At 61.6% G+C, this 2307-nt stretch carries 1 protein-coding gene; it reads right to left on the minus strand.

All coding sequences use genetic code 11. The features are described 5' to 3' along the window. The coding region (locus PLJ71_22600; protein ID HQM51478.1) for a DUF4838 domain-containing protein at window positions 1–2198 on the minus strand (2198 nt) is incomplete at its 3' end. Window positions 2199–2307 lie beyond the last annotated feature (109 nt).

Here is a 2307-nt window from a genome sequence, read left to right on the forward strand (position 1 = left end):
TCTTTGTTGTCCGAAAGGTTGGTCATCTCGGCCTGCACCATTGGTCCGCCTTCGTGTATCGCGAAATTGCCGCCGACCCGCGTGTCCTCGCCGCCGCCGAACGGGAAAACGAGGTTTTGCACGACGTTGTAGGCCGTGACGCACTCGCCGGTGGCGTTATGGATGATCCGCAGCGCCCGGGCTCCCATGAACGGAACCACGTCCACCGTCAGGTGTTGGCTCTTAATCGAGGGAAGAGGGATGGACGTGTTGAGAACCATGGAGTACAGGGCCAATTCTTCGGCGCTCCCGCCCCATTCGCGGATATTCTGGAACCCGTGGGCAGCCATGCGCTCGCCAAAGGCGGTCATTTCATCGGGTTTGGCAAGGGTGCCCTTGAAGACCAGTTTGCCTTCGGTGATATCGTAGCCGTTGCGCGGGAACCAGCGCGCGTAGACCAGCGGCATGCGGCAGACCCGCACCCGCTCGAGCAGCTTCTCGTCGCCCGCCACGGCCTCCTCGGCTCTGTTGAAGAGTTCTTCGCCGGCCGCGACAATCTCGTCGGTGAGATAGCCCTGGCCGGGATTGGTGTACAGGTGCATGTGAATGTTATCGGTATCGACTTTCTGCTGGAGCATCTTGGCGTAGCGGTAAATGTGGGGCGCCGCGGCGCCGTAGTAGCCCTGGAAGAAGTCATACATGACCACGTCCGGGTCCTGGGATTGGTCCTTCATGAACTCGGTTGCGTAGTAAGGCCGCAAGAGGCTGAATTCGCCGCCGCCTCCGCTATGACCCATGCCCTGCGAATAGATACCTTCGACGCCGATGTCATGGAAGAACTTGTAATCCGCGGCCATTGCGCCAAAATTGGGGTACGGGTTGTAATAGTGGGCGAAATCGACGATGTAGTACCAGATGTACAGGTGGTCGCAGATTTCGGCCCATCTTTGGGCGCGCCGCTTGAAGTTGGCGTTCTTTTCGCACGTGGCGATGGGGTGGCTCTGGCAGCTCGGGTACATATGGCACAGCCACACCGCCACGTTGGGATGCATCCTCATGTCCTTGGGCGGCTCCTCGGTATACATGTAGGCGAGGGTGCCGATCAGAATGTTCGGGAACTCCTTTGAGGTGCGTTCCGCCAACTGGTTCACGAACCAGAACTGCGTGCCTCCGGCCGTTCCCATGGCTTCGTTCATGGCCGCGCAGTTCTTGCACTCGCAGTACGAGTAATAATCTGACTGCGAGAAGTTCTGCTGCACATACTCAGGATGCTCGCGCATGCGTTGAAGCATCTTCTCGGTGACGAGCTCGAGGACCTCGGGATTGGTCAGGCAAAGCTGCGTCTCATCGCGCACGCGCTTCCCGCCGATCTCCGAAAAATACTCCGGATGTTGGTCGAAGTACTCTTCAGGGCGGATGAAGCGGGAATAGGTATGGCACCGGCCATCATGGGCATACTGGATTCCCAATTCGTTGTCAGGGCCGCCCGTGCCGTTGTTCTCGCCCCGGCGCGCGCGGAACGTCTCATCGCCTCCCGGCCATTCGTAACTGGTGAGGCGCCATTCGAAGGAAGGCTGCACCACCTTCTGCTCGCCGCGTTCCCGCGCGTACGCGGTTTTCAACTCGGGAGTCCTCGTTTCGTCCGGCGCATACCACCGCACGCCCAAGTCCGCCTCGAGGAAATCGCGTGCGCCGTAAAGCGTGCCAGCCGCGGCCGAACCCGCGATGACCACGTTCTTGCCCACCGTTATCAGGACATATCCCTGGTCGCCCAGGTCTTCGGGGGCGGGATTGACGCCAAGGCCCTCCGCTGTCGGACCGCAGCCAAGCACGATCATCGGGACGGCCTCCGCCGGTTTGCCCTCGACAATGGGCAGCTCGGCGCCCGTGCACGCCTTGAAGTGGGTCTGAATCTCGGCGGCCGCGAGTCTCTCGGACGGGCTGGCGCCCGGCTCGATCACGAGCCGGTATTCGCTCACGCCGTCTTGCGCAAGCAGGATGCCCTCGGCCGCGACACCTGGAACCTCGGGGATTGGGACGTCAGGAATCACCATTGCCGAGGGCGCGGGCGCCGGTGCGGGAGCGGGTTTGGGAGCGGGCGCCGGAGCAGGCGCCGGAGCGGGTTGGGGTGTCGGCGGGGCCTCCGTTTTGGGTCCACACGAGACCATCACCAGTGTCGCAAGCAGCACGATGCAGGATTTTGCCAGGATACGTCCCATAGCAGGCGCCCTCCTTAGTTCTCGTTGCAATGCACCGGCGCCCATCATGGCAAGGATTCTGACGGAAAGTCAATTTCCGCGCCCCCGCACCGCCACGTTGTCGTTTCAT

Source organism: Candidatus Hydrogenedentota bacterium (assembly GCA_035416745.1).
Taxonomy (GTDB): domain Bacteria; phylum Hydrogenedentota; class Hydrogenedentia; order Hydrogenedentales; family SLHB01; genus UBA2224.